Genomic DNA, 26708 nt, shown 5'->3' with positions numbered 1-26708 from the left:
TCGGAAAATCGGTAACTACTGCACTCTCGATCCCGGATTCGGAAACTACTGCACTTTCGTTTGTTACTCGCGGCCCGGGAGCGCCAATTGCTGAGGGCATAAACTTCTCGCAGGGCCCCACGGCCTGCGCGCACCGATCATCGACCACTTGGAGTGTCAGTTGTGAGCAATCCCGTCCCCGACCGTGTTCCCATCCGCCGGGCGCTGATCTCGGTGTACAACAAGACCGGCCTGACGGAGCTGGCGCGGGGCCTCGCTGCGGCCGGCGTCAGCATCGTGTCCACCGGCTCCACCGCGAAGCAGATTGCGGCCGCCGGCATCGCCGTCACCGAGGTTTCGGAAGTCACCGGTTTCGCCGAATGCCTGGACGGACGGGTCAAGACGCTGCACCCCCGGGTCCATGCCGGAATCCTGGCCGACCGACGCCGCGAAGACCACGTGGCCCAGCTGGAGGAGATGGGCATCGAACCCTTCGACCTCGTGGTGGTAAACCTTTACCCCTTCGTGGAGACCGTCCGCTCGGGTGCAGACCAGGACGAAGTCGTGGAACAGATCGATATCGGCGGACCGTCAATGGTCCGTGCCGCCGCGAAGAACCACCCCTCGGTGGCCGTGGTGGTGGATCCGGGCAAGTACTCCGACGTTGTCACTGCCGCAGCCGAGGGCGGGTTCGATCTCACGGAACGACGCCGGCTGGCCGCCGAAGCGTTCGCCCACACCGCCGCCTATGACACAGCCGTCGCCACCTGGACGGCTGAGCAGTTCGGGGACGGAACGGATGCAGCCAGCACCTGGCCTGCCTACACCGGCCTGGCCCTGGAACGCGCAGAGGTGCTGCGCTACGGCGAAAACCCGCACCAGGACGCCGCGCTCTATGTGGACAAGGCTGCCCGGCCCGGCGTCGCCCAGGCCGACCAGCTGCACGGCAAGGCCATGTCCTACAACAACTACGTGGACGCCGACGCCGCCCTGCGGGCCGCCTTCGATTTCACCGAGCCGGCCGTCGCCGTCGTGAAGCACGCCAACCCGTGCGGCATAGCGGTTGCCTCCGCCGACGCCGCGGACCCGATTGCCGACGCACATGCCAAGGCCCACGCCTGCGATCCGGTTTCGGCCTTCGGTGGGGTGATCGCCGCCAACCGCACCGTGACGGCCGGCATGGCGCAGACCGTGAAGGACATCTTCACGGAAGTGGTGATTGCGCCGGACTTCGAGCCGGAAGCCGTGGACATCCTGTCGGCCAAGAAGAACATCCGCCTGCTGGCGCTGCCGGACGGCTATGGACGCAGCGACACCGAATTCCGCCAGGTCTCGGGCGGCGTCCTGCTCCAGAAGGCAGACCGGCTGCAGGCCGAAGGCGATGACCCTGCACACTGGACCCTTGCCGCGGGCGAAGCAGCGGACGACGCCACCCTGGCCGACCTTGCCTTTGCCTGGACCGCCGTGCGCGCAGCCAAGTCCAACGCCATCCTGCTGGCGAAGAACGGTGCCGCCGTGGGTGTGGGAATGGGACAGGTGAACCGGGTGGATTCCTGCCGGCTCGCTGTCGAACGCGCCAATACCCTTGGCGGGGCCGGCGACGACCGTGCGCGCGGCTCCGTGGCCGCATCCGATGCGTTCTTCCCCTTCGCCGACGGACTGCAGATCCTCGCCGACGCCGGCGTCCGCGCCGTCGTGCAGCCCGGCGGGTCCATCCGGGACAACGAAGTGATTGAAGCGGCAGCCGCCGCCGGCATCACCATGTACTTCACCGGAGCGCGGCACTTCTTCCACTGACGCAGACCCCGTCGTGGACGGCGGGAACAGAGGGGCGGTACGGGTAATCCGCCGTCCCTCTGTTTAGGGTGCGGATAGTGGGCTGTGGCATAGTTGGACTCAAATAAAAGCCAAAAAGACGGGTTCCGTCATGCCACAAGACATGCTCCGGTGCCCACCAACACACAAGGAGACCGTGTGGCTGAGAAAATTAAGGTTGTGGGCTCTGTAGTAGAGCTCGACGGCGACGAGATGACCCGCATCATCTGGCAGTTCATCAAGGATCGCCTGATCAACCCGTACCTGGACGTCGACCTGAAGTACTACGACCTCTCCATCCAGAACCGCGACGCAACTGATGACCAGGTCACCATTGATGCCGCCAACGCCATCAAGGAACACGGCGTCGGCGTCAAGTGCGCCACCATCACCCCCGACGAAGCACGCGTCGAGGAATTCGGCCTGAAGAAGATGTGGGTCTCCCCGAACGGAACCATCCGCAACATCCTCGGTGGTGTGGTCTTCCGCGAACCGATCATCATCTCCAACATCCCGCGCCTGGTCCCGGGCTGGAACAAGCCGATCATCATCGGCCGCCACGCCCACGGCGACCAGTACAAGGCCACGAACTTCAAGGTTCCCGGTGCCGGCACCCTGACGCTGACCTACACGCCTGCCGACGGCAGCGAAGAAATCAAGCAGCAGGTTGTTACGTACAACGAAGATGGCGGCGTCGCCATGGGTATGTACAACTTCAACGATTCCATCAAGGACTTCGCCCGCGCGTCCTTCGCCTATGGCCTGCAGCGCAACTACCCGGTGTACCTCTCCACCAAGAACACGATCCTGAAGGCCTACGACGGCCAGTTCAAGGACCTGTTCCAGGAAGTCTTCGACGCCGAGTTCAAGGACCAGTTCGAAGCAGCCGGCCTCACGTATGAGCACCGCCTGATCGACGACATGGTTGCCTCCGCGATGAAGTGGGAAGGCGGCTACGTCTGGGCCTGCAAGAACTACGACGGCGACGTCCAGTCCGACACCGTGGCACAGGGCTTCGGCTCGCTGGGCCTGATGACCTCCGTGCTGATGACCCCGGACGGCAAGACCGTTGAGGCCGAAGCCGCACACGGTACGGTCACCCGCCACTACCGCCAGCACCAGCAGGGCAAGCCCACCTCCACGAACCCGATCGCCTCGATCTTCGCGTGGACCCGTGGCCTGATGCACCGCGGCAAGCTGGACAACACCCCCGAGGTCATCCGCTTCGCCGAGACCCTTGAAGACGTAGTCATCAAGACGGTCGAATCCGGCAAGATGACCAAGGACCTGGCACTGCTGGTCGGACCGGACCAGCCGTACCTGACCACCGAAGATTTCCTCGCCGCACTGGACGAGAACCTCAAGGCCCGACTGGGCTCCGAGGTTGCCGCCTAAGCGGTAGTTTCTTCACCACGACGACGGCGCGCTGTCCCTTCCGGGGCGGCGCGCCGTCGTCGTTTCCCCGGGGGTGTGGTCCGCGGTGTTAAGCGGGGGCGTAACAAATAGCGCCGTTGCGGTGCCGGTGCCACGATGTGGGGATGTCGAACTCCGTCACAGCGCAGCCCTCCGCGAAGAACGCGGGAGCCCGCAGCGCCCGCATAGCGGTCACCGTGTTCCCGCTGCTGATTGTTGCCGGGGGAACGGTGGCCCTGTTCTTCCCGCAGCCCTTCACCGGCCTGTCCGCCTTTATCAACCCGGGACTGATGCTCATTATGTTCGGGATGGGGTTGACCCTGACCCTGCCGGACTTCGCGCTGGTGGTCCGGCAGCCGCTGCCCGTTCTGCTGGGCGTAGTGGCGCAGTATGTGATCATGCCGCTGCTGGGCTTCGGGATCGCCTGGGCGCTCCAGCTCAGCCCCGAACTGGCCGCCGGCGTGATCCTGGTCGGCTGCGCACCGGGCGGCACGGCGTCGAACGTCGTGACGTACCTGGCCCGGGGCAACGTGGCCCTGTCCGTCGCCATGACCTCTGTCTCCACGCTGCTGGCACCCCTGCTGACCCCGATGCTCGCGCTGTGGCTTGCCGGGCGGTACATGGCGGTCGACGCCGGTTCCATGGCCTTGTCGATCGTTCAAATCGTGCTGATTCCGGTTGTGCTTGGTCTGGTGATCCGGTATCTCGTGCCGCGGCTGGTGGACCGGGTCCTTCCCGTCCTGCCGTGGATCTCGGTTGTGGCGATTACGTTCGTGGTGATTGCAGTCGTCTCCGGAAGTGCCGAAGCCATCTTCACGGCCGGCTGGCTGATCCTGCTGGCTGTGGTGCTGCACAACGGACTGGGACTGGGCCTGGGGTACGGTGCCGCGAAACTCTTCCGCCAGCCGATTCCCTCCCGGCGGACCATGGCCATCGAGGTCGGTATGCAGAACTCAGGACTGGCGGCGGGACTGGCCAAGCAGTACTTCGCTCCCGAGGCAGCCCTGCCGGCAGCGGTGTTCTCGGTCTGGCACAACGTCTCCGGGGCGCTGATGGCCGCCATCTGGCAGCGGCGGCCCTCGGCCTGACCGGTCCGCCGGGAATCCCGGCGGACATGCTGCAGACCCTGGGCACGCCGCAGGCCCCGGGACATTCCGTCCCGGGGCCTGCAGGTGTTTCGCCTGGCCTCAGCTAGATCAGTGGCGTCAGCTAGATCAGTGGCGTCAGCTGAATACCGCCGTCAGCTAGATGCCGGCGCCGTGGTCGCCCGAGGACGCCGGCCCGCTGGAACCACCCGAGCCGGATGACGCGGAACCGCTGCCGCCGGATGAACCGGATCCCGATGAACCGGAGCCGCTGCCGCCGGAAGAGGACACCGAGGCCGGCTCAGAAGACGACTGGCCGGAAATGGTGCTGCTGTCCTTGTAGGTGGCGGACACTTCGATCTTGCGCGGCTTGGAGCGTTCGCTCACCGGGATGAACACGCTCAGCACGCCGTTCTCGTACTTGGCGGAAATGGAATCAATATCGATGCCCTGCCCAAGGTTCAGCTGACGCAGGAAGCTGCCGCTCTCCCGTTCCCGGGTCAGCCACGTCACGCCTTCGGTGGTGTGGATGGTCCGCTCGGCCCGGATAGTGAGCAGCTGTCCGTCCACGTCCACATCCACCGACCCGGGGTCGATTCCCGGAAGGTCCGCGTTGAGGATGTAGTGGTCGCCTTCGCGGAACAGGTCGATCGGCATCAGCCGCAGCCGCTGCCTCGGGTCAAGGAGCGCACCTGCCATCCGGTCCAGCTCACGGAATGGATCAAACTTCATCGCCATGGTCATCAACTCCTGTTGCACCGGTCCCCACCGGGGTACCGGAGGTTGGAATACCGCTGTGGAAAAGGGTCGATAAAGGTTGAGTCAGCCGAACTCAACGATGCAAAAAACGCTAGCACTCGCCGGTTTTGACTGCTAGATCACAGTCCGAATCCGCTGCCTGGCTGCCCCACTTTTCTTTGGCGCGTTTTCGTCGCCGGGCGGCTTCCTCCGGCAGAATCAGCTTCCTTCGTCAGACGATCGGCCAGGAATGCACCGCCGCATTGCTGTGCATGTTCTCCCAGTAGAGCCGGGAGAGCTCGGTCAGGGCCGCGGGGCGGCTAAGACCCGAGTCCTCGAGCCTGTGCAGCGTAGCGATCTGCCACGCCGCACCGTTCTGCTCGGTGCGGGCACGCTCGGTCACCACATCCAGGTAGCGGTCGATCAGCGACGAATCCACCTTCAGTTCCCTCAGTCCCTCCGCAGCCTGCGGAATCAGGTGGCGCACAAGGAGCTCCGCCACCGGAATCTCACCGGTCCCCGGCCAGTACACGGTTGCTTCCAGTCCGTACCGGGCGCAGTTCAGGAAGTTATCCGACGCCGTCTTGAAGGCCATGCGGCTCCAGAGTGGCCGGTCCGCGGTGCGGAGGTACTCGAGCAGTCCGTAGTAGAACGCCGCGTTGGCCACCACGTCCAGGACGGAAGGGCCAGCCGGCAGAACCCGGTTTTCCAGGCGTAGGTTTGGTGCTCCGGAGCCGGGGTCGTAGATAGGGCGGTTCCAGCGGTAGACCGTGCCGTTGTGGAGGCGCAGTTCGGGCAGCAGTGGAGCACCGGCCGGGGTCGCTTCCGAGCCGTTGCCCGAGAGCTCCGGCAGGAGGGCAGGGAAAAAGCGCACGTTCTCTTCGAAGAGATCGAAGATCGAGGTAATCCACCGTTCGCCGAACCAGACCCGCGGGCGTACTCCCTGGTTCCGCATCTCCGGCGGCCGGGTATCGATGGCCTGCTTGAAGAGTTCTATCCGAGTTTCGTGCCAGAGCAGATGCTCCATGAAGACAGGCGAATTTGCGGCCAGGGCAACCTGTGGCCCGGCGATCATCTGCGCCGCGTTCCAGGCCGGTGCAAACTGCTCCGGAGAGACCTCCAGATGCAGCTGGACCGAGGTGCAGGCGGCCTCGGGGGCGATGTTCTGGGCGTAGAAGGACAGCGGCTCCGGGCCGGAGAGGTCCACCAGGACGTCTTCCCCGCGGGCCTGGAGGACCGAGGTGTTCAGGGCGGCATAGCGCTGCCCGCTGCTGAGCCATGCCCAGCCGTCCATAAAATCCGGAGTCAGCGTGGGGAGGATTCCCACCATCATGATGTCTGCAGCTTCCTGCGCGGCCCGCTCGTCGGCCCGGTTCAGCTGCAGCCGCAGGCTGTCCTCGAGCTCCTTCAACCCGAACTGGCCCACCGACATGGCGGGGTGGTTCATTTCGATGTTGAAGGCGCCGATTTCGGTCTGGAAGGCCGGATCGGCGATCCGCTCAAGGACAGCCTTATTGCGCAGGGCGGGGGAGAAGTCGCGGTTGGTCAGGTTCAGCTCGAGTTCCAGGCCAATGCTTGCGGTGTCCGCAAACTGGGCGGTGGAAAGGTAATGAGCGAAGTGGTCAAGGTTTTCCAGCAAACGCTGCCGGTAAGCCGTCCGCTGCGCCCGGCTGAAGGTCCTGCTCGTGACTTCCGCACCCATGGTCGGCTACTTCTTCTTCAAGCCCTTGAGGACGCGGGCAGGCCGCTGCATTTCACCATGCTGCGCGCCCATCACGATCACTGCACCGGAAAGGGCGGGGATGCTCCACTGCAGGACTTTCAGCTGGAGCTGCGCCGATTTCAGTTCCTTAGAGGCATCCTCCCGGGGTTCCGTGGCCCCTTGGCTGCCCTCGCCGGAGAGCTTTCCAACCTTCCCGCCCAGGATCCCCGAATAGAGTGTGACCACAGCCGCGAGAACGGTAACCGCCGTTTTGTACACGGTGAGGCGGCCGACGCCCTCCTGCTCGGAAACCCGGACCTTGTTGTCTCCGATGAGGGCGAGTCCTGACAGGAAGTGCAGGCCGATCGCTGCCGCCTGTACCGGGGCCCACTTCTTCCAGCCCAGTGCGGAAAGCCGCGCTCTCTCGGTGGGGTCCTTCGCTGCCGCTGCCGCACCGTTGAGGCCGACAGCGCCCATCAGGGAACCTCCGAACCAAGCTGCAGCCGTTAGGTCGTGGACAGAGCGTGTTAGTGCCGCCATGGTGATGCTCCTGTGGTTTGGAGACCAGTGCTGCATTCAGTACCGGATATCCGGCAGCGAACAGGGGTCGTCGGGTCTCATCTGATCGGTGCAAAAAGAAAACCACGCACAGAATCCAATAGCAAGGGCGCTTATAATTCTAACACGCTACACATTCGTAACTAAGTGTGCTTATTATCGATGCACGGAACATCCGATCTTGATCAGCAGTTGCAATGACGAAAGAGAGCGATGATGACAGAGAACTTCACCCCGCGTGACGGAAGCCATGCCGCATCCGGTGCCAGCAGCGCCGGCGATTCGACGGCTTCGGCAAAGGCCGATGCCGCCAAGCAGCAGGCAGGCGATATCGCCCAGCAGGCCAAGGGCAACGCCGCTCAGGTAGCGGACACCGCCAAGACCGAAGCGGCCGGTGTTGCCTCTGAAGTGAAGGGCAACGCCAAGGAACTCTTTACGCAGGCCCGCTCCGACCTCACCGACCAGGCAGGTGCCCAGCAGCAGAAGGTCGCCGAAGGGCTGCGTTCGATGGCTGACGAGCTCCACTCCATGGCGCAGTCCGGCCAGTCCGGCGTGGCCGCCGACCTCGTTGGTCAAGCGGCCAGCCGCGCATCCTCCGCAGCCACCTGGCTCGACGGCCGCGATCCTGGATCCCTGCTGGACGAGGTCAAGGGCTTCGCCCGCCAGCGTCCCGTTGCCTTCCTTGCCATTGCAGCCGGTGCAGGCTTCCTTGCCGGGCGCCTGAACAAGGGCCTGAGCGCCGGCGTGCCGAGCCAGGGAACCGCCTCGAAGGGCCAGCATGTGGGCCCGGCTGTACCGCCCGTTACGCCGGTGCCGGAGGCCCCGGCCGCGCAGCCCACCGTAGGCACCACCGACCCGTTCGGCACCGAGCCGGTGCGCCCCGCCGGGACCGGTCCTGCGTCTGCCCAGAATCTTCCCCCCACGCCCTCCACCGGTGTCCCGGCTGCTGATCCCTACAGCGGTGGTCGGCACTGATGAGTACCGAACTCCCTCCCACACCCGCGCAGGCTAAGGCAGAGTCCACTTCCCTTGGCGATCTGCTCGGCCAGGTAACGCAGGACATGTCCACGCTCATGCGTCAGGAAGTGGAGCTGGCCAAGGTCGAACTGAAGCAGTCCGCCACACGTGCGGGCAAGGGCGCCGGAATGTTCGGCGGAGCCGCAGTTGCCGGGTACTTCGTCCTCCTCTTCCTGTCAGTTGCCCTGTGGTACGCCCTGGGCACGACCGCGATCGGCTTCGGCTGGTCCGCAGTGATCGTCGCAGTCATCTGGGCCATCGTTGCAGCCGTCCTGGCCTCCCGTGGACGCAAGGAAATGAAGAAGATCAAGGGCATGCCGCAGACGTCCGAGACGCTGCAGGAGATCCCCCAGACCATGAAACCTAGCGAGGAAACACGATGAGTGAAAACCCTGATGAGATCCGCGCCGACATCGAAGCAACCCGCCGGCGCCTGGGCACCAATGTGGACGCGGTGGCGGACAAGGTAACTCCTTCCCACATCGTCCAGCGCCAGACGGACAAGATGAAGGACAAGGTATTCGGAGTGAAGGACAAGGTGATGGGTGTGGCCGATTCCATGGGTAACAGTGCCAGCAACACCGGCAGCAACATCAGCGGCGGCGTCTCCAATATGGGTGGCAGTGTCTCCGACGGCGTCTCCGCTGCCGGTTCGGCCGTCCAGGGCGCTCCCGCAAAGGTTGCCAACCAGGCCCAGGGTAACCCTGTGGCCGCGGGCCTGATCGCCTTCGGCGCGGGTCTGCTGGCAGCGACGTTGATCCCCACGAGCGACAAGGAACGCGTCGCTGCGGACAACATCAAGACCGCTGCGCAGCCGATGACTGACGAGCTGGCCGGGGCTGCCAAGGAAATGGCAGAGGGCCTCAAGGAGCCGGCGCAGGAAGCGGTCGAGAACATCAAGACCACCGCAGCCGACGCCGCGCAGACCGTAAAGTCGGAGGGCCAGGCCGCGGCTTCCGACGTGAAGGATTCCGCCTCTGACGCTCCGCAGAACGTCAAGAACGCGTAAGCGAACTCTCCAACGGACCCCGCGTCCACTGGATTAAACAACGGCATTACGCGACGGCGGTGCCGCACCCTTCCCGGGTGCGGCACCGCCGTCGTTTTTCTGCCGGGGTTCTTATGCCCACGGGCTTAGTTCCGTGCCAATGCCTTACCCTCAGCGCGGGACGCCGGCTTCGTCGTTGCTGTACAGCACACCCATTTGTGCCCGCACCGCATCGAACAGGCGCATGGTCCGCAGGGAATCCGCCCAGGTCATGGTGGGGCTTTCCACCAGGCCTTCCTGGATGCAGCGGGTCACCTCCCGCAGTTCGTAGGCGTAGCCATTGCCGACCTGCGGGAATCTCTCCACCCGCGCCTCGCCCGTATGGGGGACGATGGTCAGTTCCACCGGGTTATGCAGGGGCGAACCGGTGCGGATCCAGCCCTTCGTGCCGGAAATGACGGCGGTACGCGGGCTGGAGGAGACCAGAGAAGAGGTGAGCTGGGCCAGCCCGCCGGAGGCATATCCCAGCGTCAAAGCGTTCTGCGCGTCCACGCCGTCGGGGTTGATGCTGCCCACGGCATGGACGGTCTCGGGGTACCCGAGCGCGCCCAGGGCAAAGGTCAACGGATACACGGTCAGATCCAGCAGCGCTCCGCCGCCAGCCGCCGGATCCCAGAGCCTGTTCGACGGGTCATAGGGGGCCGGGAAGCCCAGATCTGCCTGGACCCAGTTGATGTCCCCGAGCTCGCCGGAGGCAATCAGCTCCCAGATGTGGTTGATGCACGGCAGGAAGCGCGTCCAGACGGCCTCCATGAGGAACACGTTGCGGGACCGGGCCAGTTCGATCAGGTCCTCCGCCTCACGGGCGTTGATGGTGAGGGACTTTTCGCACAAGACGTGCTTGCCGGCCTCCAGCGCACGGCGGGCAATCGCGTAATGCTGCGCGTGCGGGGAAGCGATGTACACAACGTCCACATCGGGATCCGCGAACAGGTGGTCGTAGCCGCGGAGCTCGTCGGAGTCCCAGTAGCTGGTGGCGAATCCGAAGCGGGAGGCGAATTCTTCGGCGGAGGCCTGCCGGCGGGAGCTCACCGCCTGCAGGACGGCGTCCTCGAGCCGGGCAATATCCTCAGTGACACGCTCGGCGATGTTTCCGGTGGCGACTACGCCCCAGCGCAGGGTCCGGCCCGTGGACTGTACGGGGCTGGGTGCTCCCGGCTGTACACAGGGCGGGGTGGGAATGTGTTGAACGGCAGTCATGGTCCTCGTCTTCCGCGTCGTTGCAGGGAGTACCCCTACTCTATGGTTGCCGCAGGCCGGAGCCTAGGGGGTTGCCCGGAGCTCTGCCGGGGCACTGCGCGCCAAGGGAACAGCCCGGGTCTCCGCTGAAGGGAAACCCGGGCCGTTCCGCCCGAAAGGGCTGGTGCTGCGTACTTACAGAGTTACTTGGTCAGCTCGGAGAGCGTGGGGTCGTTGGCGTAGGCCTCGGCAGCGTTGTCCTTCGTGACGATGACCGGCTCCAGCAGGTAGGCCGGAACAATCTTCGTGCCGTTGTCGTAGCTCTCGTCGTCGTTGATTTCCACGTCTTCACCGGCGGCCAGGTTCTTGACCATCTCGATGCTGTGGTTCACCAGGTTGCGGGTGTCCTTATTGATCGTGGAGTACTGCTTGCCTTCCATGATCAGCTTCACGGACTCAACCTCGGAGTCCTGGCCGGTGATTACCGGAAGCGGCTTGCCGGCGGCCTCGATGGAGGTCAGTGCGGCGCGGGCCAGGGTGTCGTTGGGGGAGAGCACGCCGTCCAGTTCAGCGGAGGAGTAATTGCCCGAGAGCAGGGTGTCCATGCGCTTCTGGGCGTTTTCTGCCTTCCAGCCCTGGGTAACGACCTGCTCGAACTCGGTCTGCCCGGAAACTACGTTCAGGTTGCCCTTGTCGATCTCCGGCTGGAGCACGTCCATGGCGCCGTCGAAGAAGACCTGCGCGTTGGCGTCATCCGGGGAGCCGGCGAGCAGTTCGACGTTGTAGGGGCCCTCGGGCTTCTTTGCCTTCAGTCCGTCCAGCAGTGCCTGGCCCTGCAGCTGGCCGACCTTGAAGTTGTCGTAGGCCACGTAGTAGTCGACGTTTTCGGTGTTGGTCAGCAGGCGGTCGTAGGCGATGACGGTGATGCCGGCATCCTTGGCGTCCTGCAGCTGCGAGCCGAGCTGCTTGCCGTCGATTGCACCGACGATCAGGACCTTGACCCCGTTGGTGATCATGGAGCTGATCTGGTTCTGCTGCTCGGAAACGCCGCCGTTGGCGAACTGGACCTGGCCTTCGTAGCCGGCCTCCTTGAGCCCGTCATTGAAGAGGGTCTCGGCAAGCACCCAGTTCTCGGAGGTCTTCTGGGGCAGTGCGACGCCGATGGCCGAGCCTTCCTCGAAGCCCCCTTCGGAGCCGGAAGCGGCTTCCTCGGAGCGGCCGCAGGCGGACAGCGACAGTGCTGCGACCGTTGCGACAACGGCGAAGGACTTTGCGAATTTACGCATGATGTTCTCTTTCTTGATAGCGGTGAACTGAGTCGTACTGGTCAGTGGAACGGTCTAGGCGCCAGTGGAGATGACGGTCTTGGTGCCGGTGGGCATCTCGGGAGTGGCATCCACGACGGCGGGGCCGCCCTTGGGCTTGTTCCCGCCGAAGCCGCGCATCAGGAGGCCGGTGATGGAGGGCTTGCCCTGGGTCTTGTTGTAGACGTCCAGGGCTACGGCCAGGAGCAGGACGAGGCCCTTGATGATGGAGGTCAGGTCAGCGCCGACGCCGAGCAGCTGCAGGCCGTTGTTCAGCACGGCCATCACCAGGCCGCCGACGATGGAGCCGACTACGGTGCCGACGCCGCCGGAGACGGCGGCCCCGCCGATGAAGACCGCGGCAATCGCATCCAGTTCCCAGTTGGTGCCGTCAAACGGACCGGAGGCAGTGGAGCGGGCCACGAAGATCATGCCGGCCAGTGCGGCCAGGATGGACATGTTCATCATGACCATGAAGTTCACCTTCTTGCCCTGGACACCGGAGAGCTCGGCAGCGTGCCGGTTGCCGCCCACGGCGTAGACGTGGCGGCCGAAGATGGTCTTGTTCGAGACAAAGCCGTAGAAGAGGACGAGTACGCCGAGGATGATGCCCGAGACCGGGAACGAGGTCCCCGGGCGGCCGGTGGCGAAGAGGTACGTGGCGTACAGGATGACGGCGCAGAGCAGGCCGATCTTGACCACGGGGACCCAGGTCGGTGCGTTGCCGGTGCCGAGCTTGGCGTTGCGGGCGCGCTTGCGCATTTCCCCGTAGACCACGGCCGCACACAGGATCAGGCCAAGCAGGAGGGTCAGGTTGTTGTACCCGGTGTCCGGGCCGATCTCCGGCAGGTAGCCGGCACCGATGAACTGGAATTCGCGGGGGACCGGCACGGTGTTGGACTTGCCGACCCACTGGTTGGCTCCGCGGAAGATCAGCATGCCGGCCAGCGTCACGATGAAGGCCGGGATGCCGATGTAGGCGACCCAGAAGCCCTGCCACGCGCCGATGGCCGCGCCGACCACCAGGCCGAGGAGGATGCCCATGTACCAGGGCAGGCCCCAGTCGCGCATGGCCATGGCGACAACGATGCCGGAAAAGGCCGCCACGGACCCGACCGAAAGGTCGATATGGCCGGCGATGATCACGAAGACCATGCCCACGGCGAGGATCAGGATGTAGGAGTTGCCGTTGAACAGGTTGATCATGTTCGTGGGAGTCAGGGTTTTGCCGCCGGTGAGGACCTGGAACAGGCCCACCAGGATGGCCAGGGCGAAGATCATCCCGAATTGACGGCCGTTGCCGCCCAGGAGTTGTTTGATGGCGTTCATGAAAGGGTTCCTTGAGTGGCGTAGTCGGCGGGCTTCCGGGCTGGGGAGGTCATGAGCCTCATGAGGTTCTCCTGGGTGGCTTCCGCCTGGGAGACCTCGCCGGTGATGGCACCTTCGAAGATGGTGTAGATGCGGTCCGAGAGGCCCAGGAGCTCCGGGAGCTCCGAAGAGATCACGATGATTCCCTTGCCCTGGTTCGCGAGCTGCTGGATGATTCCGTAGATTTCGTATTTGGCACCCACATCGATGCCGCGGGTCGGCTCGTCCAGGATCAGCAGGTCCGGGTCGGTGAACATCCACTTGGCCAGGACAACCTTCTGCTGGTTGCCGCCCGAGAGTTTGGAGACGCCTTCGTCCACGGTGGGTGCCTTGGTGCGCAGGCTCCTGCGGTACTCCTCCGCATAGCGGAATTCGGCGTCGTCGTCGACGACCAGTCCGCGGGTGATCTTCTTCAGATCCGCCGAGACCGTGGTGGCCTTGATGTCATCCAGGAGGTTCAGTCCAAGGGTCTTGCGGTCCTCGGTCACGTAAGCCAGGCCGTGGCGGATCGCCGAGTGGACGGTCTTGAGCGTGATCTCCTTGCCGTCCTTGATGATCTGGCCGGAAATGTAGTTGCCGTAGGAGCGGCCGAAGATGGACCGGGCGAGTTCGGTGCGGCCGGCACCCATCAGGCCGGCGAATCCAACGATCTCTCCGCGGCGGACGTGGAAGTCCGAGCCCTTGGCGACCAGGCGGTCCGGAACTGTCGGATGACCCACGGTCCAGCCGCGGACCTCGAAGAATGTTTCACCGATCTGCGGGGTGTGGTCGGGGAACCGGGATTCCAGGGAGCGTCCAACCATGCCGCGGATAATGCGGTCTTCGTCGGCACCCTCGGCAGCGACGTCGATGGTTTCCACCGACCGGCCGTCGCGGATGATGGTGATCGAGTCCGCGATCTGCTCAATCTCATTGAGCTTGTGCGAGATCATGATGCAGGAGATGCCCTTGTCCCGCAGTCCGGACATCAGGCCCAGCAGGTGCTGGGAATCCGTCTCGTTGAGGGCGGCCGTGGGCTCGTCGAGGATCAGCAGCCGCACGCTCTTGTTCAGGGCCTTGGCGATCTCGACCAGCTGCTGCTTGCCGACGCCCAGGTCCTTGATGGGGGTGGTGGGGTCTTCCTTCAGTCCCACCCGTTCCATCAGGTCGAGGGTGTCGAAGTTGACCTTGTCCCAGTCGATGACGCCGAACCGGGTGGGTTCATTGCCCAGGAAAATATTCTCCGCAATGGAGAGCTCGGGGATGAGCGCGAGTTCCTGGTGGATGATGGCAATTCCGGCTGCCTCACTGGAGCGGATATCCCGGAACTGTACGGGCTCGCCCTGGAAAACAATCTCTCCGGTGTATGTGCCGTGGGGATAAACGCCGGAAAGGACCTTCATCAGGGTGGATTTACCGGCACCGTTTTCACCGCAGATAGCGTGGATTTCACCGGCACGGACGTTAAGTGAAACGTCTGCGAGGGCTTTGACTCCAGGAAATTCCTTGGTGATGGAGTGCATTTCAAGAATGAATGGACTACCCGACATGCGCATTGCCCCTGCCGTGGTGGCAGGGGGCGCGTCGTGCGCCTACTGCCGGAGCTGCTTCTGCTGCTCGCATGAGTGCCTCCGTGTGACCTCTTTGTCGTGATATGGCCCACAGGGTGGGCCGATAAGGAAGTTAACATGGTCACAGGCACTGCCGTCAAGTCTTGAACGCATTCCCCCGGATTGACGGTAAGTTTTTGAAGTCCGGCGGAGCCTGCCCCACGGCCGCGCGGCAGGCTATGCGGCGGCAGCGCCCTGCTCCTGCAGGACGAGCGCCGCTGCGCCCAGCGCCTCCGCCCGGTCTCCGAGGGAGGACATAAGCACCGTCGACGTTTCACCCACAAGGGGGACGGTGTGCCGGAGCAGTCCGCGGCGGATTGGGTCCAGGAAGGTGTCGCCCAGCCCGGTCAGAGACCCGCCGATGATGATGAGCTCCGGATTCAGGGTGTTGGCGAGGTTGGCGGCTGCCCGGCCCACCGCTGCGCCGGCGTCCTCAATGACGCGCAGGGTAGCCGGGTCCTTTTCGGCGGCCTGCGAAATGATGTCCGTGGTGGTGACAACCCGGTTGGCGGCGCGGCTGAGCAGCTCGATCATGATGGACGTGGAGGCGATGGTTTCCAGGCAGCCGCGGTTGCCGCAGCGGCAGATTAATCCGTGGTCGAAGATGGTGGCGTGGCCGATTTCGCCGGTGACGCCGACATTGCCGTAATACAGCGACCCGTTGATCACCAACCCCGCACCGATGCCTGACGCAACCTTGACGAAGATCAGGTTTTCCGTACAGCCGTGCGGTCCCCAGGTCACCTCGGCCAACGCCCCCAGGTTGGCGTCATTGTCGACGAAAACGGGTACGCCCAGCCGGTCGGCGAGGTCTTCGCGCATGTTGATTCCGACCCACTCGGGCAGGATCGCGCCCTGGACCACAGTGCCGGTCCGCCGGTCGATGGGTCCGGGGATGCCGACGCCGGCCCCCAGGACAGCGCTGCGGTCCACGCCCTGGCGGCGCAGGAGGCTGGCCAGCAGGGCTGCTGCGGTGTCCATGCCTTCGGCCGCGGTGTGGCCCAGCGGCAGCGGGACGGACTCCTCCTGGAGGATCCTGCGGCCGAGGGAGGCGAGGACCACCCGGACGTGCCGCCGGCCGATGTCGATGCCGGCAGCGACGGCCCCTGAATCGTTGAGCCGGACGGATAACGCGCGGCGGCCGGAACTGGTGGTCGGCTCGGTGACCACCAGCCGGTGTTCGTTCATCACCCGCACGATGTTGGAGACGGTGGCGCCGGAAAGGCCGGTCTGGCGGGAAAGTTCAGCCTGGGTCTGTGGTCCGGATTCCAGCAGCGCATCAATGATGCGCTGCCGGTTGCGTTCGCGGAGGGCGCTCTGGGAACCCGGTCGAGGGGTGCTGGTTCCGGGCGTTCGGGCGGTCCTCAACGGCGAGGATGGATCGGCTGGCATCAATTAAGAGTGCTACATCACACTCTTGCAGTCAAGAAGTGAACGCAAGCCTAGGACTGAGCCGCGACCGCGGCACGGTGGTCCGCCGCCGTCTGCCGGTAGTTCTCCGCGTTCGCCTGCACGCCGGCGAATTCCTCGTCCGTGAGGGGACGGCGTACCTTGGCCGGCATCCCCGCCACCAGGGACCGCGGCGGTACCACGGTGCCTTCCAGGACCAGCGCCCCGGCGGCCACCAGGGAACCTGCCCCGATCACGGCTCCGTTCATGATGGTCGCGCTCATGCCGATGAGGCAGTCATCCTCGACCGTGCAGCCGTGCACCACGGCGTTGTGGCCGATACTCACCCGTTCACCCACCGACGTCGGAAAGCCGGGGTCCGCGTGCAGGACCACATTGTCCTGGAGGTTGCTGCCGGCGCCCACAGTGATGCTGTTGGAATCGGCGCGTACGCAGACGCCGTAGAAGGCGCTCGACCCGGCGGCCATGCTGACGTCGCCGATCAGCGAGGCGGTGGGGGCGAGGAAAACGCTCGGATCAATGGACGGGGCCTTGCCCCGGAATTCAATAATGTGTGCCATGCCACCCAGCGTAGCGCTGCCGGTACGGGCCTTAGTTGAAGACGATCGTGCGCCGGCCGTCCAGCAGCACCCGGTGCTCGGCATGCCACTGCACCGCCTTGGAGAGCGCGCGGCCCTCGACGTCGCTGCCCAGCGCGGCCAGCTGGGCGGCCGAACGGGCGTGGTCCACGCGGATGACTTCCTGCTCAATGATGGGACCCTCGTCCAGGTCCGAGGTGACGTAGTGGGCGGTGGCGCCGATCAGCTTCACCCCGCGGGCATGGGCCTGGTGGTACGGCCTGGCGCCTTTGAAGGATGGGAGGAAGGAGTGATGGATGTTGATCGCTCTGCCGGAAAGCTCCCGGCAGAGGTCGTTGCTCAGGATCTGCATGTAGCGGGCCAGGACCACCAGTTCAATGTCCAGCTCTGCCATCAGGGAACGCAGCCGGTCCTCGGCCTCGCCTTTGGTATCCGCGGTGACGGGAATGTGGTGGAACGGGACGCCGTAAAAGTCCGCAAGGGACTCCAGATCGCGGTGGTTGGAGACGATGGCCGGGATGTCGATGGGCAGCGTTCCGGCACGCTGCTGGAACAGCAGGTCATTGAGGCAGTGGCCGGACTTCGACGCCATGATCAGGGTGCGGGTCCGGCGGCCGGCGCGGTGGAGCTCCCAGTCCATGCCGAACGTGGACGCCGTTGCAGCGAGTTCCGCCTGGACCTGTTCGTAGGAGCGGGGGGAGGTGAAATCCACCCGCATGAAGAACGAACCGGTTTCGGGGCTGCCGTACTGCGCGGACTCGGTGATGTTGCCCTCGGCCGCCACGAGTGACGCGCTGACGGCATGGACAATTCCCGGGCGGTCGGGGCAGGACAGCGTCAGGGTGTAGGCATTGGGGGACGCGGGCGTGCCGGGAGGCGGAATCATGTCTGTCACCCTTGCAAGGTTACCGGTTTGGGCGCCCTGGCCTACTGTGGGCACATGGATGTGATGTTCCTGCCTTTTTCGGACAAGGACGAGGGAGAGCTGGTCCGGTTCCTCACCACCAACAGCTTTCCGTACCACCGGATCAAGGCACCGTCCGAAGGACTGGTGCGGCGCCTGATGATCGAAGGACGCTTCGACGGCGACGGCGTCCGTACCTTCTGGGTGTTCGGCGACAACCAGCGCATGGGCCTGGTCATCCTCGAGGACCTGGGGACAAACACTCCGATGCTGGACCTGCGGCTGGTGGAGAAATTCCGGGGACGGGGAAACGGGGTACCGGTGACGAAAGCGCTGACGGGAATGGTGTTCACCGCTTACCCCGATTCGAACCGGTTCGCGGGCCGGATGCGGGAGGACAACATTGCCATGCGGAAGACCCTGCTGCGTTCGGGGTTCCTGAAGGAAGCACACCACCGGGAGGACTGGCCGCTGGAGGACGGCCGGAGAGTGGCAACGGTGGTTTACGCCATCCTCCGCCGCGACTGGGAGCAGGGCACGGTTACTGCTTTTGCGTGGGAAGAGCTTCAGTAGCCAGCTGCCGCACAGCGGCCAGCGCCGCGGCCCGGCCGGCACGGGTGGCCCCGAGCGTCGAGGAGGACTCGCCGTAACCCACCAGCAGCAGCCGGGGTTCGCGCACCACCCGCACCCCGTCCATCCGGATGCCGCCGCCGGGCTCGCGCAGGTGGAGGGGTGCCAGATGGTCCAGGGCGGCCCGGAAACCGGTGGCCCACAGCACGGAGTCGACCGGCTCCGCGGACCCGTCGGCGAAGACCACGCCGCCTTCGTTGAGGCGGCGGATGGGTCCGCGGGAAACCAGGATCCCGTCCTCGATGCCCCGGCGGTATTCCTCGGTCAGCGGCAGGCCGGTGGCCGAAACCACGCTCAGCGGCGGCAGGCCGGCACGGGTCCGCGCGCCGACCTTCGCCTCCACCGCCCGTCCCCACTCGGCGTCGAACGGGCGCAGCGTGAACTCCGGCGGCCGGCGGGTGGACCAGACGGTGGCAACGCCCGCCCGGTGCAGCTGCAGCAGGAACTGGACCGCCGAGGTCCCGCCACCGACCACCAGGACCCTCTGCCCGGCGAATTCGTCCACCGAACGGAAATCACGGGTATGCAGCTGCCGGCCCTGGAAGGTCTCCCGTCCGGGGTAGTAGGGCCAGTACGGGCGGTCCCAGGTTCCGGTGGCGTTGATGACGGTCCAGGCCTGCCAGCCGCGCCCGTCCGCCGCCCGGACAGCCAGCCGGCCGCCGTCGCCCTCCGCCACAGCAGCCACGGCAACCGGACGGACGACGTCGAAGCCAAACGTGCGCTCATACTCGCCGTAATAGCGGGTGACGACGGCGGACGCGGGTTCGCTCGGATCAGGTGCGCCGAGCGGCATGCCCGGCAGGTCGTGCAGGGCATGCGCGGCCCCGAAGGTAAGGGAATCCCAGCGGTGCCGCCAGGCCCCGCCCGGGCCGGGATTTGCATCCAGCACGGTAAAACCGGCGCCGGGTTCCAGGCCGCGGCGGCGCAGATGGTAGGCGGCGCTGAGCCCGGCCTGCCCGGCCCCGATCACCAGTACATCCGTCTCCATCCGTACCTCCCTTTCGTCGAATCCTAACCATCCCGGCGGAGGCCCTATTCCGGCAGGACCTGCCCCCGGGGGGACAGGGGAGGCTAGGATGGAAAACGCCGCGACTGGCGTCAGGTGGATTACCACCAGGAAGCGGCACGGCACCCCCTCAGGGTGTCTTCACGACCACGGATCGCACGCCTGGGCCGCGGGTCACGCTCGAAACTGTCTGCCATGCCCGCAGAGTCTGTTCCGCGGACCCCTGCTGTGCACGGACGGGTAGCCTGACCTATAGAGAACCCCTTCCCAGGAGATCCATGTGAGAGTATCCACCCAGCCCGTCACCAACGCGCCGCTAATCGATGTTGATCCCGAAATAGCCGCCGTCCTGAAGGATGAACTGTCCCGCCAGCGCAGCACCCTCGAGATGATCGCATCCGAGAACTTCGCCCCGCGGGCCGTCCTGGAAACCTCCGGGTCCGTCCTCACCAACAAGTATGCCGAGGGTTATCCCGGCCGCCGCTACTACGGCGGCTGCGAATATGTCGATGTCGCGGAGAACCTGGCCATTGACCGGGTCAAGGCGCTGTTTGATGCCGAGTTCGCCAACGTGCAGCCGCACTCCGGCGCGCAGGCCAACGCCGCGGCGCTCGCAGCCCTGATGAAGCCCGGCGAGAAACTGATGGGCCTGAACCTCGCCCACGGCGGGCACCTGACCCACGGCATGAAGCTGAACTTCTCCGGCAAGCTCTACGAAGTGGCCGCCTACGGGGTGGACGAACAGACCTACCGCGTAGACATGGACCGGGTCCGGGAACAGGCCCTGGCCGAGCGCCCGCAGGTCATTGTCGCCGGCTGGTCCGCCTATCCGCGGCAGCTGGATTTTGACGCGTTCCGTTCCATTGCCGACGAAGCCGGCGCCTACCTCTGGACGGATATGGCGCACTTTGCCGGACTGGTGGCGGCGGGGCTGCACCCGAACCCGGTGCCGGTGTCCGACGTCGTTACCTCCACCGTGCACAAAACCCTCGCCGGACCCCGCTCGGGCATGATCCTGGCCAAGGAGGAGTACGCGAAAAAACTGAACTCCGCCGTCTTCCCCGGTCAACAGGGCGGCCCCTTGATGCACGTGATAGCGGCCAAGGCCGTGGCCTTTAAGATCGCCGGCACCGAGGAATTCCGCGAACGGCAGGAACGCGTGCTCGAAGGTGCGCGGATCATCGCCGATCGCCTAAATGCGCCCGACGTCGCTGAACATGGAGTGTCCGTGCTTACCGGCGGTACCGACGTGCACCTGATCCTGGTGGACCTGCGGCACTCCGCCCTGGACGGCAAGCAGGCCGAGGACCTTCTGGAGGCCGTGGGCATTACGGTGAACCGCAACTCCGTGCCGTTCGATCCGCGGCCGCCGATGGTCACCTCGGGCCTGCGGATCGGCACCCCGGCCCTCGCAACCCGCGGCTTCGGCGCAGTGGAATTCACCGAGGTGGCCAAGATCATCGCCGCCGCACTGAAACCGGCCCCCGACGTCGAGGCACTCCGTGCCCGCGTGGCTGCGCTGGCTGAGAACTTCCCGCTCTACCCCGGACAGGAGGAATGGTAACCGTGGAGAAAGGAACCAATATGGAGGGCACCGCGACCGACGAGGCCGCCAGCGTCAACCTTGGCTGGGACGCTAAGGAAAAGACCGACTTCGGCACTCCGGTGGCGGCGAAGATCCTCGATGGACGCGCCGCCGCCCGGGAGATCAAGGACGACCTGGCCGAACGGGTCCGGGTGCTGAAGGAAGAGCATGGCATCACCCCGGGCCTGGGCACCGTACTGGTGGGCGATGATCCCGCCAGCCACTCCTATGTGGGCGGCAAACACAAGGACTGCAAACAGGTGGGAATTAACTCCATCCGCAGGGACCTTCCCGGCGACATCAGCCAGGAAGACCTGGAAAAGGTCATTGACGAGCTGAACGGGGATCCGGCCACCACCGGCTACATTGTCCAGCTGCCCCTGCCGGCACACATCGATGCGAATGCCATCCTGGAGCGGATCGATCCGGAAAAGGATGCGGACGGGCTGCACCCGGTCAACCTGGGCCGCCTGGTGCTCAACGTCAGCGAACCGATGACGTCGCCGCTGCCCTGTACCCCGCACGGGATTGTGCAGCTGCTGGTCCGCAATGGGATTTCGCTGAACGGAAAGAAGGTCCTGGTGGTTGGACGCGGCGTCACCGTCGGGCGGCCGCTTGGCCTGCTCCTGACCCGCCGGCCGATCAACGCCACAGTCACCCTGGCGCATACCGGGACCGCGGACCTGTTCGAGCACCTGCAGTCAGCCGACGTGGTGGTTGCCGCGGCGGGTTTCCCGGAAATGATCCGGGCCGAGGAACTCAAGCCCGGTGCGATCGTCCTGGACGTCGGCGTCACCCGGGTCACTGATCCGGACACCGGGGAAACCACGCTGACCGGCGACGTCGAGCCGGCAGCGGCCGACGTCGCCTCCTGGATCTCGCCCAACCCCGGCGGAGTCGGCCCGATGACCCGGGCCATGCTGCTGGCGAACGTGGTGGAAGCGGCCGAACGGCAGGCCGGGATCCTGGGCTAGGACGGTTTTGCCGTCATGGAACGGGCCGGGGCGCCCCAGTGTGCGCCGGCCCGTTCCGTGTCCACTACACTGTCGTGAGTGTCGCAGATCACATCAAGTAGAACCGCCCCTGAAACCCGCTCCGATTTTGTTATTTCCGCACGGGACCTGACCAAGTCCTACGGGGATTTCACTGCAGTGAACGGCATCTCCTTCGACGTTCCGCCGGGGGAGTCCTTTGGGCTGCTCGGCCCCAACGGTGCGGGAAAGTCCACCACCATGAAGATGATCGGCGGCGTTTCCCAACGCACTGCCGGTGACCTCAGCATCATGGGGCTGGACCCCAACACCTACGGCCCGGAAGTCCGTGCGCACCTGGGTGTGGTGCCGCAGCAGGACAACCTGGATGAGGACCTGCGCGTCCGGGACAACCTGCTGGCCTACGGACGCTATTTTGGGCTGCCCAAGAGCTACCTGCAGTCCAAGGCGGACGAACTGCTCGAATTCGCCCAGCTGACGGACAAGGCCAAGGCGCGCGTCGACTCGCTCTCCGGCGGCATGAAACGCCGGCTGACCATCGCACGGTCCCTCATCAATGATCCGAAAATCCTGCTGCTGGACGAACCGACCACCGGCTTGGACCCGCAGGCCCGGCACATCCTCTGGGACCGGCTGTTCCGGCTCAAGGAAGCCGGTGTCACCCTGATCCTCACCACCCACTACATGGACGAGGCCGAGCAGTTGTGCGACCGCCTGATCGTGGTGGACAAAGGCACGATCATGGCCGAAGGTTCGCCTGCCGCCCTGATCCGTGAGCATTCCACCCGGGAGGTGGTGGAACTGCGTTTCGGGTCGGAACGGAACACCACCGTCGCTGCGGAGCTTGAGGGGATCGGCGAACGGCTGGAGACCCTGCCGGACCGGGTGCTGATCTACGCCAACGACGGCGAAGCCGCCCTCGAAGCCGTGACCAGCCGTGGGCTGCGGCCCATCACGTCGCTGGTGCGCCGCTCCTCGCTGGAAGACGTGTTCCTGCGCCTGACCGGTAGGAGCCTCGTTGACTAGCCCTGAGCCCACCGGCACTGCGGTGCGGAGCCACGAGGTGCTTGGGCTGCGGTCGCCGCTGACACCCCTGGAAACCGCCGCCAAGGCCCGGCGTTTCGGTTCCTTCTACTATGCCGACATGTGGATCCGGCGGATGCGCGGCTATCAGTGGACCGTGCTGATGACCGCCGTGGGCACCCCGCTGGTGTACCTGCTGGGCATGGGCACTGGGCTGGCGGTGCTGATCGACGGAAATACCAATGCGGGGTTCCCGGGTGCCGGAGGGTCCACCGTCTCCTACCTGGTGTTCCTGGGACCGGCCCTCGTGGCCACGGCGGCGCTGATGGTCTCCAGTGAGGAAAACACCTACACCATCATGGGCGGTTTCAAATGGCACCGCACCTACTACGGACCCAATGCTTCTCCGCTCTCCAGTGGACAGATTGCCCTCGGCCACGTCATGGGGCTCACCGTCCGCATCCTGTTTACCACGGTCATCTACTACCTCTTCCTGCTCGCCTTTGGCGCCGTGGAGCAGCCGGCCACCGGATGGCTGATGGTTTTCACGGCGCTGCTGGCCGGGCTGGCCTTTGGTATGCCGCTGATGGCCTTCAGCGCCACGCTGAAGGAGGACAAGGGCCAGTTCGCCATGGTCCAGCGCTTCATTGTGATGCCGTTGTTCCTGTTCTCCGGCACGTTCTTTCCGCTGGATTCCCTGCCGCTGGCCGTCCGCTGGATCGGCTGGGTTTCCCCGCTCTGGCATTCCACCGAACTGGGCCGGGTGCTCAGCTACGGGCACCCCGAACCGGCAGTCATGACTGCCGTCCACGTGTTGTACCTGCTGGTCCTGGCCGTCGGCGGGCTGGTACTGGCCCGGCGGAACTTCACGAGGAGGCTCGACGGATGAGCGTTGAAAACCACACGGCGCCAACTGCGCTGGTACCGCAGGACAGGTTCCTCGGCTCCCTGTATGGACGGAACATCCGGGCGGTGATTGCCCGCGGCCTCAAGGCCACGTGGGGCACCAACTGGAGCATCATGGTGAGCGGTTTCGTGGAACCGGTGCTCTACCTCGTGGCCATGGGTATTGGCCTTGGCGCCCTCGTGGGCACCGTTGTTGGCCCCGGCGGGCAGGAAATGGAGTATGCCAACTTCATCGCGCCCGCGCTGCTGGCTGTGTCGGCGATGAACGGCGCGGTGTACGACTCCACCATGAACGTGTTCTTCAAGCTCAACTATGCCCGCCTCTACGAAGGCATGCTTTCCACGCCGCTGGGGCCGCTGGACGTCGCGATGGGGGAGATCTTCCTGGCCCTCCTGCGGGGCGCCATGTACGCCACGGGCTTCACCGCCGTGATGGGCGCAATGGGGCTGATCACCTCGCCCTGGGCGCTGCTGATGATCCCGGCCGCCGTGGTGATCGCCTTTGGCTTCGCCTCCTTCGGGATGGCCGTGACCAGCTATATGAAGACCTTCCAGCAGCTGGACTGGGTCAACATGATCATGCTGCCGATGTTCCTGCTCTCAGCCACCTTCTATCCGCTGAGCGTGTACCCCGAAGCGGTGCAGTCGGTGATCCAGGCTCTGCCGCTGTGGCACGGAGTCGAACTGCTCCGGCAGATCAGTGTAGGGATCTTCAGCTGGGGAACGGCAGGGCACCTGCTGTACTTCGTGGTGATGATTGTGCTGGGCCTGACCCTGACCACTAACCGGCTCCGGGCGCTGTTCCTCAAGTAGGATCAGCCCGTCAACTGCCCATACCTGCGGGTGAAGATCCCGGCCAGGCGGTCGTTGAACAGGACGAACTCTGCACGCTTCAACGTCCGCGGGGTATGGTCCAGGAGCTCCTGCAGCCCGATGCCGGCAACGGTCTCCGGGTCCCAGCCGTAGATGCCCGCACTCACGGCCGGGAAGGAGATGCTTTCGGCGCCGAGCTCCTCGGCTGCCGCCAGGGCGGTGCGGAAACAGGACCTCAGCAGTTCGGGGTCGGTTTCCCCCGCCCCCGCATTCGGGCCCACGGTATGCACCACCCAGCGTGCGGGCAGGTCGAAGGCATCCGTGGCCACGGACAAACCGGTGGGAAGTCCCTTGGGCAACGACGTGTTCCGCAGCTCCCGGCAGGCCGCCAGCAGCTGCGGGCCCGCCGCCCGGTGAATCGCGCCGTCCACGCCGCCGCCGCCGAGCAGGGACGAATTTGCGGCATTAACAATGACGTCGGTGTCCCGCTTCGTGATGTCTCCGGTGGTGATGGTGATCTGCATCGAGCCAGTTTCCCATCCCGGAGAAGCAGGTGCCAGCGCGCAGAGCGAACACGGCACGGGCACCCGCGGGAGTTTGAGAGAATAAAACCATGCAGTCGATCCGAAACGGCAAGACGCCGTCGTCCCCGTCCACGCCCGGCCACGGCATTAGCCGCCGGATGGGCTCCACGGGCATCGTCGTGATGCTCATAGTCTTCCTCGTGGCAGTTGTTTTCGCGGCTAACCAGAATGACGTCATCGGGTGGCTGGTGGTGATTGTCTCCCTGGGCTGGCTGTTCCTCGCAACGTTCGTGGTGTTCTCCGTCCGGAGTGCAACGCGCAAGGCCACCGCGAAGATTGCCGAAGCCACCGCCGACCTTGCTCCCCGCGCAGGAGTGCAGGTCCTCGACGAAGACACCGTGGTCCGCGACCGGAAACTGGACCACAGCTTCAAGATCATCGAGGTCCAGGCAAAGGTCATCGCCGACAACCTGGACACGGACCGCGGGATGGTGGACCGGGCCCTCGATACCATCGGGATCACCGCCCACAACGGTCGTGGCATGATCAAGAAGGACGACGGTGGAACCGTCGAAGGCACCGTAGTCGACTAGTTCCCGCCCGCTGTCCCGTGTACCGCCGCAGCTCGGCGGCGTGCCGGGGCGGCCGTTTCGGGATGAACAGCTACTGAGGAGTAAGGTTATTCGCGTGAGTTCGGCATCAGCAGGGACTAAGGACAGTTCCGGGGAAACACTGCGCATTGCGTCCGTGAACGTCAACGGCATCCGCGCCGCCTACAAGCGGGGCATGGCCGAGTGGCTGGCAGCACGCGATGTCGACATCCTGTGCCTGCAGGAGGTACGCGCCCCCGACGCCATCCTGAAGGACCTCCTCGGTGATACGTGGCACGTCCAGCACGCCGAATGCCTCGACGCCAAGGGCCGCGCCGGCGTCGCCATTGCCTCCCGCACCGCACCTGTCGCGGTCCGCGAACATATCGGCGACGAATACTTCGCGCGTTCGGGCCGCTGGGTGGAAGCCGACTACAAGGTGTCCGTCGCCGGCGAAGAAAAGCTCCTGACCGTGGTCAGCGCCTACGTCCATTCCGGCGAAGTGGATACACCCAAGCAGGTGGACAAGTACCGTTTCCTCGACACGATGGCCGTCCGGCTGCCGGCCCTGGCCCAGGAGAGCGACTTTGTCCTGGTGGTGGGGGACCTGAACGTGGGCCATACGCCCCTGGACATCAAGAACTGGAAGGGCAACGTCAAGCGTGCCGGCTTCCTGCCCGAGGAACGGGCCTACTTTGACCGCTTCTTCGGCGAGGAAATCGGCTACACGGATGTCCACCGGTCCCTGGCCGGCGAGGTCAATGGCCCCTACACCTGGTGGTCCTGGCGCGGACAGGCGTTCGACAACGATTCCGGTTGGCGGATCGACTACCACATGGCCACCCCGGACCTGGCGGCACGGGCCGTCAACGCCGTCGTGGACCGTGCACCTACCTACGACTCCCGCTTCTCAGACCACGCTCCAGTAGTGATTGACTACCAGTTCTAAGGG

At 65.1% G+C, this 26708-nt stretch carries 25 protein-coding genes and 1 pseudogene; 14 read left to right on the top strand and 12 right to left on the bottom strand.

The window, feature by feature from the left end:
* Window positions 1-162 precede the first annotated feature (162 nt).
* The 3 genes from purH (at window position 163) to QNO03_RS09110 (ending at window position 4295) form a co-directional block, all read left to right on the top strand.
* A complete protein-coding gene (purH, locus tag QNO03_RS09120) occupies window positions 163-1776 on the top strand; it encodes a bifunctional phosphoribosylaminoimidazolecarboxamide formyltransferase/IMP cyclohydrolase (protein ID WP_289603041.1) in 1614 nt (537 codons plus the stop codon).
* A 177-nt stretch (window positions 1777-1953) separates the two neighbouring features.
* The gene (locus QNO03_RS09115; RefSeq protein ID WP_283995890.1) at window positions 1954-3189 is read left to right on the top strand and encodes an NADP-dependent isocitrate dehydrogenase; all 1236 of its coding nucleotides are present in this window, start codon (window positions 1954-1956) and stop codon (window positions 3187-3189) included.
* Window positions 3190-3332: 143 nt separating this feature from the next.
* A complete protein-coding gene (locus QNO03_RS09110; RefSeq protein WP_289603040.1) occupies window positions 3333-4295 on the top strand; it encodes a bile acid:sodium symporter family protein in 963 nt (320 codons plus the stop codon).
* 156 nt (window positions 4296-4451) lie between these two features.
* On the opposite strand, the gene QNO03_RS09105 is transcribed toward QNO03_RS09110, so the two are convergent.
* From QNO03_RS09105 to QNO03_RS09095, 3 genes are all read right to left on the bottom strand, one after another.
* The gene (locus QNO03_RS09105) at window positions 4452-5030 is read right to left on the bottom strand and encodes an Hsp20/alpha crystallin family protein (RefSeq protein WP_502874572.1); all 579 of its coding nucleotides are present in this window, start codon (window positions 5028-5030) and stop codon (window positions 4452-4454) included.
* A gap of 232 nt (window positions 5031-5262) precedes the next feature.
* Window positions 5263-6732: a glutamate-cysteine ligase family protein gene (locus tag QNO03_RS09100; protein ID WP_289603039.1), complete on the bottom strand. Its 1470-nt coding sequence runs from the start codon at window positions 6730-6732 to the stop codon at window positions 5263-5265.
* 6 nt (window positions 6733-6738) lie between these two features.
* Complete coding sequence (locus QNO03_RS09095) at window positions 6739-7272, bottom strand: hypothetical protein (protein ID WP_289603038.1); 534 nt, start codon at window positions 7270-7272, stop codon at window positions 6739-6741.
* 234 nt (window positions 7273-7506) lie between these two features.
* Between QNO03_RS09095 and QNO03_RS09090 the strand changes: the two genes are divergently transcribed.
* From QNO03_RS09090 to QNO03_RS09080, 3 genes are read left to right on the top strand one after another with little or no spacing between them, the layout of a single operon-like run.
* A complete protein-coding gene (locus QNO03_RS09090) occupies window positions 7507-8265 on the top strand; it encodes a hypothetical protein (RefSeq protein WP_289603037.1) in 759 nt (252 codons plus the stop codon).
* Window positions 8265-8690: a phage holin family protein gene (locus QNO03_RS09085; protein WP_229949539.1), complete on the top strand. Its 426-nt coding sequence runs from the start codon at window positions 8265-8267 to the stop codon at window positions 8688-8690. The genes QNO03_RS09090 and QNO03_RS09085 overlap by 1 nt, the downstream gene beginning before the upstream one ends.
* The gene (locus QNO03_RS09080; protein ID WP_289603036.1) at window positions 8687-9316 is read left to right on the top strand and encodes a DUF3618 domain-containing protein; all 630 of its coding nucleotides are present in this window, start codon (window positions 8687-8689) and stop codon (window positions 9314-9316) included. The genes QNO03_RS09085 and QNO03_RS09080 overlap by 4 nt, the downstream gene beginning before the upstream one ends.
* Window positions 9317-9466: 150 nt before the next feature.
* On the opposite strand, the gene QNO03_RS09075 is transcribed toward QNO03_RS09080, so the two are convergent.
* The 7 genes and pseudogenes from QNO03_RS09075 to purU form a co-directional block, all read right to left on the bottom strand.
* Window positions 9467-10555: a Gfo/Idh/MocA family protein gene (locus tag QNO03_RS09075; RefSeq protein WP_289603035.1), complete on the bottom strand. Its 1089-nt coding sequence runs from the start codon at window positions 10553-10555 to the stop codon at window positions 9467-9469.
* A gap of 182 nt (window positions 10556-10737) precedes the next feature.
* Window positions 10738-11820 (bottom strand): substrate-binding domain-containing protein, encoded by a 1083-nt coding sequence (locus tag QNO03_RS09070; protein WP_229949545.1) that lies wholly within the window; start codon window positions 11818-11820, stop codon window positions 10738-10740.
* A gap of 54 nt (window positions 11821-11874) precedes the next feature.
* Complete coding sequence (mmsB, locus tag QNO03_RS09065; RefSeq protein WP_229949547.1) at window positions 11875-13167, bottom strand: multiple monosaccharide ABC transporter permease; 1293 nt, start codon at window positions 13165-13167, stop codon at window positions 11875-11877.
* Window positions 13164-14669, bottom strand: a pseudogene (gene mmsA / locus QNO03_RS09060) (multiple monosaccharide ABC transporter ATP-binding protein); the annotation flags it as partial. The pseudogene mmsA and the gene mmsB, both read right to left, overlap by 4 nt.
* 303 nt (window positions 14670-14972) lie before the next feature.
* Window positions 14973-16187, bottom strand: coding sequence for an ROK family transcriptional regulator (locus QNO03_RS09055; RefSeq protein WP_289603033.1), 1215 nt, complete (start codon window positions 16185-16187; stop codon window positions 14973-14975).
* 50 nt (window positions 16188-16237) lie between these two features.
* Window positions 16238-16765, bottom strand: a complete 528-nt coding sequence (locus QNO03_RS09050) for a gamma carbonic anhydrase family protein (RefSeq protein WP_229949555.1) — start codon at window positions 16763-16765, stop codon at window positions 16238-16240.
* A 31-nt stretch (window positions 16766-16796) separates the two neighbouring features.
* The gene (gene purU, locus QNO03_RS09045) at window positions 16797-17669 is read right to left on the bottom strand and encodes a formyltetrahydrofolate deformylase (protein WP_229949768.1); all 873 of its coding nucleotides are present in this window, start codon (window positions 17667-17669) and stop codon (window positions 16797-16799) included.
* Between the two features lie 54 nt (window positions 17670-17723).
* Between purU and QNO03_RS09040 the strand changes: the two genes are divergently transcribed.
* Window positions 17724-18260 (top strand): GNAT family N-acetyltransferase, encoded by a 537-nt coding sequence (locus tag QNO03_RS09040; RefSeq protein WP_289603032.1) that lies wholly within the window; start codon window positions 17724-17726, stop codon window positions 18258-18260.
* Here QNO03_RS09040 and QNO03_RS09035 read toward each other — a convergent pair.
* Complete coding sequence (locus tag QNO03_RS09035; protein WP_289603031.1) at window positions 18229-19305, bottom strand: FAD-dependent oxidoreductase; 1077 nt, start codon at window positions 19303-19305, stop codon at window positions 18229-18231. The two genes, QNO03_RS09040 and QNO03_RS09035, sit on opposite strands and share 32 nt — an antisense overlap.
* Before the next feature lie 298 nt (window positions 19306-19603).
* On the opposite strand from QNO03_RS09035, the gene glyA reads away from it, so the two are divergent.
* From glyA to QNO03_RS09010, 5 genes are all read left to right on the top strand, one after another.
* Window positions 19604-20887 carry a serine hydroxymethyltransferase gene (gene glyA, locus QNO03_RS09030; protein WP_289603030.1) on the top strand — a complete coding sequence of 428 codons (1284 nt, stop codon included), beginning with the start codon at window positions 19604-19606 and terminating at the stop codon, window positions 20885-20887.
* Between the two features lie 101 nt (window positions 20888-20988).
* The gene (locus QNO03_RS09025; protein WP_229949772.1) at window positions 20989-21882 is read left to right on the top strand and encodes a bifunctional methylenetetrahydrofolate dehydrogenase/methenyltetrahydrofolate cyclohydrolase; all 894 of its coding nucleotides are present in this window, start codon (window positions 20989-20991) and stop codon (window positions 21880-21882) included.
* A 78-nt stretch (window positions 21883-21960) separates the two neighbouring features.
* Window positions 21961-22926: an ABC transporter ATP-binding protein gene (locus tag QNO03_RS09020; RefSeq protein WP_229949561.1), complete on the top strand. Its 966-nt coding sequence runs from the start codon at window positions 21961-21963 to the stop codon at window positions 22924-22926.
* The gene (locus QNO03_RS09015) at window positions 22919-23812 is read left to right on the top strand and encodes an ABC transporter permease (RefSeq protein WP_289603029.1); all 894 of its coding nucleotides are present in this window, start codon (window positions 22919-22921) and stop codon (window positions 23810-23812) included. The genes QNO03_RS09020 and QNO03_RS09015 overlap by 8 nt, the downstream gene beginning before the upstream one ends.
* Window positions 23809-24642: an ABC transporter permease gene (locus QNO03_RS09010; protein ID WP_289603028.1), complete on the top strand. Its 834-nt coding sequence runs from the start codon at window positions 23809-23811 to the stop codon at window positions 24640-24642. The genes QNO03_RS09015 and QNO03_RS09010 overlap by 4 nt, the downstream gene beginning before the upstream one ends.
* 2 nt (window positions 24643-24644) lie before the next feature.
* On the opposite strand, the gene QNO03_RS09005 is transcribed toward QNO03_RS09010, so the two are convergent.
* Window positions 24645-25166, bottom strand: a complete 522-nt coding sequence (locus QNO03_RS09005) for an O-acetyl-ADP-ribose deacetylase (RefSeq protein ID WP_289603027.1) — start codon at window positions 25164-25166, stop codon at window positions 24645-24647.
* A gap of 89 nt (window positions 25167-25255) precedes the next feature.
* Here QNO03_RS09005 and QNO03_RS09000 point away from each other — a divergent pair, with 89 nt between their 5' ends.
* Together QNO03_RS09000 and QNO03_RS08995 are read left to right on the top strand one after the other, a co-directional pair.
* The gene (locus QNO03_RS09000; protein ID WP_229949570.1) at window positions 25256-25759 is read left to right on the top strand and encodes a hypothetical protein; all 504 of its coding nucleotides are present in this window, start codon (window positions 25256-25258) and stop codon (window positions 25757-25759) included.
* A 94-nt stretch (window positions 25760-25853) separates the two neighbouring features.
* A complete protein-coding gene (locus QNO03_RS08995; RefSeq protein WP_289603026.1) occupies window positions 25854-26705 on the top strand; it encodes an exodeoxyribonuclease III in 852 nt (283 codons plus the stop codon).
* Window positions 26706-26708: the final 3 nt, after the last annotated feature.

This window comes from Arthrobacter sp. zg-Y877 (assembly GCF_030373105.1).
Classification (GTDB): domain Bacteria; phylum Actinomycetota; class Actinomycetes; order Actinomycetales; family Micrococcaceae; genus Arthrobacter_B.
Note: the sequence above shows the minus strand (reverse complement) of the source record. Positions and strands in the feature narration are given on the sequence as shown.